Below are 6,138 nucleotides of genomic sequence, written 5' to 3' on the forward strand. Positions count from 1 at the left end.
CATCGGCCTTTGTTCCTTCAGCACAAGGATCAGCACCGTCGACAAGAGTCCTATTCCCACTACTTGAATAATTTCCATATCGCCTGCCTATTGAAAAAGAAAAATCGTTTTAATTTCCTGAAGCAGTCCGTCCAGCATGCGGATCACCATAAACAGCACGATGATAAACCCGACAATAGTCACCCAGTGGGCGATATCCTCTTTCCCCATCTGCTTAAGCACCGTGTGAATCATGGCGATGATGATGCCGATGCCGGCGATTTGAAAGATCGCGTTGACTTCAATATTCATTCCTGGCACCTCGCTAAAAGATCAAAATGACGATCAATGCTCCAAGCAGCAGACCCAGGCTTTTGCTCATTTTTTCATATTTGCCCTGATCTTCTCTGGCTACTGTCTCCTCCTGCTTCAATTGCTGCAGAGCCAGCGCAATATGCGTGCTCTGATTCGATCTGTCGCTTGTGCCCAGGGTGCAGCTCAGCTGCCGGATAATTTCCTTCTCCGTCCCCTTCAGAGCGGCGGATTTGAAGTGAAACTCCATCGCCCGCTGAATGGCCTCCTCAGCACTGCGGTTCTGCGGCGGGCTCATCTCATCCGCAGCTGCGGTAAAAAAGGCCCGCAGCGGCTCTTTCGACTGCTGCCCGATCCGGTGCAGAGCCTCCGGCAGCGGGGTGTACCCGTACAGAATTTCGGTCTCCAGCCGCTGCAGGGCGGCGATGAGGGCTCTAATGTTCCTTGGCCTGTCTGCATACTGGGCAGCCCGCTTGAACCCGGCCAATGTGCCGGCCAGCACGATCAGCACAGCTCCGAGAAGCTTAAGCATGGCGCTCACCGCCCAGTCGCTCCTCCGGCGAGATCAGCAGCATCGCCCGCTTCTGCCCGTCCAGAATGCGGAAGGTAAGTCCCGCCTCTGTGCGGTGCAGAATGACGTACCGCTCGAACATCCTGTGCTCGAGTAGTCCGCCAAGGCCGGGACGGCGGGCCAGCTCGGCCACTTCCTTGCCATGGGCCGAGGCCACCACCGAGATGCCGGCATGCAGCGCTTCAGTGACGGCTTCAGCATCCTCCAGCCGCCCGATCTCATCGGCAATCAGCACATCCGGCGAGAGAGAGCGGATCATCATCATCATGCCTTCCGCTTTAGGACAGCCGTCGAGGATGTCCGTGCGCGGCCCGACGTCAAAGGCGGGAATGCCGCGGCGGCTGCCGGCGATCTCCGAGCGCTCATCGACGATGCCGACCTTCAGGCCCGCCCGGCTGCCCTCACGGCCTTCCCGGCTCCCCGCCGAAATCTGCCTGGCAAGGTCCCGGAGCAGCGTAGTCTTGCCGTGCTGCGGCGGCGAGAGGATCAGCGTATGCATGATCCGCTGCCGTCCCCGCTCCAGCAAGTACGGCAGCACGCTGTCGGCGATGCCCGGAATCTCTCGGGCGATCCGGACATTGAATCCGGTGATGTCCCGCAGATGCTCCACACCGCCGCCGCTGAGCACTGTCCGGCCTGAAAGGCCGATCCGGTGCCCTCCCGGAATGGTGATGAAGCCTTTGCGCAGCTCTTCTTCCATCGTATACAGTGAATGATTGCTGATCAGGTCGAGCAGCCGGTGCGTGTCCTCACGGCTTGGCTTGTACGCTTCGCCAGGATTTTGCGTCAGGCTGCCGCTCCCGGTAAGGAAATGATAGTGGCCGGAATAGTTGATCTCCAGCGGACGCCCTTCTCGCACCCTGATTTCTTCTACTTTTGCGAGCAGCGGGACCGGGAGTCCGTTCAGCAGAACCCTTACTTTTTCAGGAAATAATAAAAGCCAGTCATTTGCCATACAGAGTACCCCCAAGTTGTCCTCTACTTTTATAGCTTTATTCCATATTTATGCTTGTACCTGTGCTTTATGACTATCATCTATCATTTTTTTAAAATACCGATTAAGAGAAAGGCTACTCCGCAGCCAATCCAGCCCAGCTTGCCCCATGACAGGTCTTGAGCCATCCCAGAAAGGCCGACAGCCGTTGTCAGAATCAGTATGGTCGGCCCAACCAGGGCCAGCCCGGAATTAACCGCCAGCGCCTTATCTACCTGATTCAGCTTCAGCATAATTAGGGCAGCCGTTATTTCCACACTGCCGGAGAGCAGCCTAAGCACCGCCATCCAGCTTACATACTTGTCCAATCCGCTCCACTCCTTTTTCCAAATCTATTGCTAGAACTATTCTTTAGCTGTTTTAAAACAAGCTGTATTCCATGGATATGCGGAAGCCTCCCACTTTAGACAACCGAAAATGGGCAGGGCACGCGAAGCGGAATGTGAAAGAAATCATAGTGAAAGAATTCATAAAAAAATATCATCAGTGTGATAAAATAAATTTGTTATTTAGAGTTTAGGCCTAATGGAAAATAGAAGTGCATGCGGTGGGTTAGACTAAGACATCCTTATATTTTCAGCTTCACGGCTTTCCTGCATCTGATTAAAGACAACTTAAAAGAGGGGATTTTTTATCATGCAAGTTCGTAATCTCGTAGTACCGCTCGTATCAAGCACTGTGGCCAAGCAGGTAAAAGATGTGGCTATCATTATCTTTTCAGCCTTTCTGGTGGCGAGCGGGCTCCGGCTGTTCCTTATTCCGCATCAGCTGCTAAGCGGCGGGGTGGCGGGGACGGCTTCCATCATCGGCTATCTGACAAATCCGAAGTTTATCTCCCTGTATTATTTTGCAATTAATCTTCCAATTCTGATCTGGGGCTTTATGGCCGTAGGTAAAAAATATATTTGTCTGAGCATGCTGTCAGTCGTTTCCACCACCTGGTTCCTGACTGTAATTCCGGTGATTAAACTGACCAAGGATCCGATTCTGGCCAGTATTTTTGGCGGAGTGATCATTGCCGGCGGGGTAGGGTTCTCGCTTCGTGCGGGAGGATCTTCCGGAGGATTTGATATTTTAGGCTCAATTATTACCCGCAAACGCGATATTCCAATGGGGACTGTGCTGTTTGTGATGGACGGTCTGGTTATTCTTAGCCTCGGCTTCTTTAAGAGCTGGGACTCCGCCCTGTATGCGATGCTCTGTATCTTCGTCAAAAGCAGGGTTGTGGATATGATTCATATCCGCCATATTAAACTGACCTGCTTCATTGTAACGAAGGAACGGGAAAAAATGCTGGACCGCCTGACCCTGCTTCCGCACGGCGTCACCGTTGTCAATGCGGAGGGCGGCTACAGCCATGAGGGCAACACGATGCTGATGACGGTAACGACACGCTATGAGCTGGCTGAGCTGCGCAAGACGATCCTGGAGACAGATCCCAAATCCTTCGTCAACGTGCTGGAGACGGTGGAGATCGTAGGCAGATTCAGACGGCTGGGTTAGCTCAAGTAAAATAGACAAACAAAAGAACCTGCTATCCGGCCAGCATTTGACGGGGACAGGTTCTTTCTTCAATAAAAAATCACTACCTCACTTCTATCCATTGCTCTTTCCGCAGTAAAGTACGGGACTTTTCCCTCTCTTTCGCCCCGCAACCTACTTTTCTATTAGAGTTATCCGCATTTTAAAAGGGATGTCCCTCCAGCCCTCCGGCTGAAGAAACATCCCTTTGCTTGTGCAGCAGCGGCCTAGCGGCGGTCCTTAGGACCACCAACGAAGGCCTGCTCTTCTGTATCCAAATTGTAGGCGGTGTGAAGCGCTTGGATGATCGTAGGCAGGTTACCCGATTCAATGACGCAGGACACCTTGATTTCAGAGGTACTGACCATCTTGATGCTAACCCCTTCGCCGGAGATCACTTCGAACATCTGTGCGGCAACCCCCGGGTGGCTGACCATGCCTGCACCGACGATCGATACTTTAACCAGATTGTCCTCAGAGGTCACTTCGCGGTAAGGCAGTTCGCTGTGCAGCCCTTCGATGATTCCCTTGGCCCGCTCAAGCTCGCTCAGCGCAAGTGTAAAGGAGAAGTCCGCTTCCCCGTTCTGGACACCGCTCTGCACGATAATATCGACGTCAACGGCTTCAGCAGCCAGCTTGCCGAACACCTGGGCCAGTACGCCCGGAACATCCGGTACCCCAAGAATACTGATCCGCGCCACATTCTTGTCATACGCAATACCACTAACTACAACTCCCTGCTCCATGCTTGCTTCCTCCTTCACAACAGTACCTTCATTATGGTTAAAGCTTGATCTGACGACCAGCTTCACTTGATATCTTTTGGCATATTCAACGGCACGGGGATGGAGTACCGCAGCGCCCAGATTGGCCAGCTCCAGCATCTCGTCATAGGAAATTTCCTTCAGCTTACGCGCCGTCTTCACAATACGCGGGTCCGTTGAATAGATTCCGTCGACATCCGTATAGATCTCGCAGACATCTGCTTTGATCGCGGCAGCCAGCGCTACAGCTGTAGTATCTGAACCTCCGCGGCCCAGGGTTGTAATCTCGCCGTCCAGCGTCATCCCCTGGAATCCGGCTACAATGACGATCTGTTCACGTTCCAGGGACTCCAGAACACGCCGCGGCACAATTTCGTTGATCCGGGCCCGTCCATGGGTCTCATCGGTGCGGAAGCCTGCCTGCCAGCCTGTATAAGATACGGCATTCCTGCCCATCCCGTGCAACGCAATGGACAGGAGAGCAACTGAAATTTGTTCCCCGGTCGTCATCAGCATATCCATTTCGCGCGCAGGCGGCTGCTGATTCAGCTGTTTGGCCTGATCGATCAAATCATCCGTAGTATCCCCCATAGCGGATACCACCACAACGCAGCGGTGACCTTCATCCTGCTTGTCTGCGATGCGCTTAGCGACCCGTTTCATACGTTCAATGTCGCCGACGGAGCTGCCTCCGAATTTCATGACATAAAGTGACAAAGTCCCATTCACTCCCTATTTCGCTCTATGAAGCTTATATTTGGTTTAACGCTTTAACCCAGTATAATACGAAATTCATATCAAGCGTTAATGGTTTCACAAAAAAACCTCCACCGCTATGCGGGGAGGCCTTCTTAAAAGCGAACTTTGGCTAATGCCGGACAAGTCCTATGCGCGTGAAATGTATTTACCTTCGCGGGTATCGATCAGGAGAACATCTCCCTCATTAATGAACAGCGGAACTTGTACAGTGTGACCAGTCTCAAGAGTAGCTGCTTTAGTTGCGCCTTGAGCGGTGTTGCCCTTAACGCCCGGTTCTGTTTCAGTAACCTTCAGCTCAACACTTGTAGGCAGGTTGATTCCGAGGATTTCGCCCTGGTAGCTGACGATATTAACCGTCATATTCTCTCTCAGGAAGTTAAGCTCCCATTCGAGCTGCTTGGCACTCAGTTCAAACTGGTCATAAGTTTCATTGTCCATGAAAACATGCTCGGCACCGCTGGCATACAGGTACTGCACACCGCGGTTTTCGATAATTGCGCGGCCGATAGTTTCACCGGCACGGAATGTGCGCTCAACGGTGTTGCCGTTGCGCAGGTTTTTCAGCTTGGAGCGGACAAACGCCGCACCTTTACCCGGCTTTACGTGCTGGAAATCAAGAACGGTAAAAATATCGCCGTCCACCTCTACGGTCAAACCTGTTTTAAAATCATTAACTGAAATCACTAAAAATCCCTCCTGGATTATTAATTAACATGATGAAGCAGAATTACAGTACCAGATAATCCTTGGACGAATGCGTCAGCAGCGTAATGCCGCTCTCGGTGATCACAATATCGTCTTCAATCCGCACGCCGCCAAGACCTGACAGATAGATTCCCGGTTCCACGGTAACGACCATCCCCGGCGCCAGAATCTCATCGGCAAGCTTGGACAACCGCGGCCATTCATGAACCTCCATGCCCAGACCGTGCCCCGTGCTGTGGCCGAAATACTCTCCATAACCGTAACGGGTGATAATGTCGCGTGCCAAAGCATCAGCTTCCCGTCCGGTCATGCCCGGCTTGATATTCGCCAGCGTGTGCAGCTGCGCTTCAAGCACGACATCATAGATTTCCTTCAGCTTCGGATCGGGAGTCCCCAGCGCGATGGTGCGGGTTACATCTGAGCAGTAACCGTCAAGCAGCGCCCCGAAATCGAAAGTAACGAATTCGTTGTTCTGGATCACCTTGCTGCTGGCCACACCATGCGGCATGGCGGAACGCTCGCCTGAAGCGACG

9 protein-coding genes are annotated in these 6,138 nt (G+C 52.7%); 1 reads left to right on the forward strand and 8 read right to left on the reverse strand.

What is annotated here, in order from left to right; genetic code table 11:
- From AQR02_RS34420 to AQR02_RS17030, 5 genes are all read right to left on the reverse strand, one after another.
- A partial coding sequence (locus tag AQR02_RS34420; RefSeq protein ID WP_280818645.1) for a SpoIIIAC/SpoIIIAD family protein occupies positions 1-78 on the reverse strand: 78 nt, incomplete at its 3' end.
- Between the two features lie 9 nt (positions 79-87).
- Positions 88-291, reverse strand: a complete 204-nt coding sequence (spoIIIAC, locus tag AQR02_RS17015) for a stage III sporulation protein AC (RefSeq protein ID WP_020426549.1) — start codon at positions 289-291, stop codon at positions 88-90.
- Positions 292-304: 13 nt separating this feature from the next.
- A complete protein-coding gene (spoIIIAB, locus tag AQR02_RS17020) occupies positions 305-823 on the reverse strand; it encodes a stage III sporulation protein SpoIIIAB (protein ID WP_054942141.1) in 519 nt (172 codons plus the stop codon).
- Positions 816-1,817 carry a stage III sporulation protein AA gene (gene spoIIIAA / locus AQR02_RS17025; RefSeq protein WP_054941502.1) on the reverse strand — a complete coding sequence of 334 codons (1,002 nt, stop codon included), beginning with the start codon at positions 1,815-1,817 and terminating at the stop codon, positions 816-818. Before spoIIIAA ends, spoIIIAB begins: the two co-directional genes overlap by 8 nt.
- A gap of 83 nt (positions 1,818-1,900) precedes the next feature.
- On the reverse strand, positions 1,901-2,164 hold the full coding sequence (locus tag AQR02_RS17030) for a YqhV family protein (protein ID WP_425339982.1): 264 nt from the start codon (positions 2,162-2,164) through the stop codon (positions 1,901-1,903).
- Positions 2,165-2,492: 328 nt separating this feature from the next.
- On the opposite strand from AQR02_RS17030, the gene AQR02_RS17035 reads away from it, so the two are divergent.
- The gene (locus AQR02_RS17035) at positions 2,493-3,359 is read left to right on the forward strand and encodes a YitT family protein (RefSeq protein ID WP_187388793.1); all 867 of its coding nucleotides are present in this window, start codon (positions 2,493-2,495) and stop codon (positions 3,357-3,359) included.
- Between the two features lie 245 nt (positions 3,360-3,604).
- Here AQR02_RS17035 and AQR02_RS17040 read toward each other — a convergent pair whose 3' ends face one another.
- The 3 genes from AQR02_RS17040 to AQR02_RS17050 all read right to left on the reverse strand — a co-directional run.
- Positions 3,605-4,858: an aspartate kinase gene (locus AQR02_RS17040; RefSeq protein ID WP_054941503.1), complete on the reverse strand. Its 1,254-nt coding sequence runs from the start codon at positions 4,856-4,858 to the stop codon at positions 3,605-3,607.
- Positions 4,859-5,026: 168 nt separating this feature from the next.
- Positions 5,027-5,584, reverse strand: coding sequence for an elongation factor P (gene efp / locus AQR02_RS17045; protein ID WP_054941504.1), 558 nt, complete (start codon positions 5,582-5,584; stop codon positions 5,027-5,029).
- A gap of 43 nt (positions 5,585-5,627) precedes the next feature.
- On the reverse strand, positions 5,628-6,138 hold a 511-nt coding region (locus tag AQR02_RS17050), incomplete at its 5' end, for a M24 family metallopeptidase (protein WP_148449163.1).

Source organism: Paenibacillus ihuae (assembly GCF_001368795.1).
Taxonomy (GTDB): Bacteria; Bacillota; Bacilli; order Paenibacillales; family Paenibacillaceae; genus Paenibacillus_AQ; species Paenibacillus_AQ ihuae.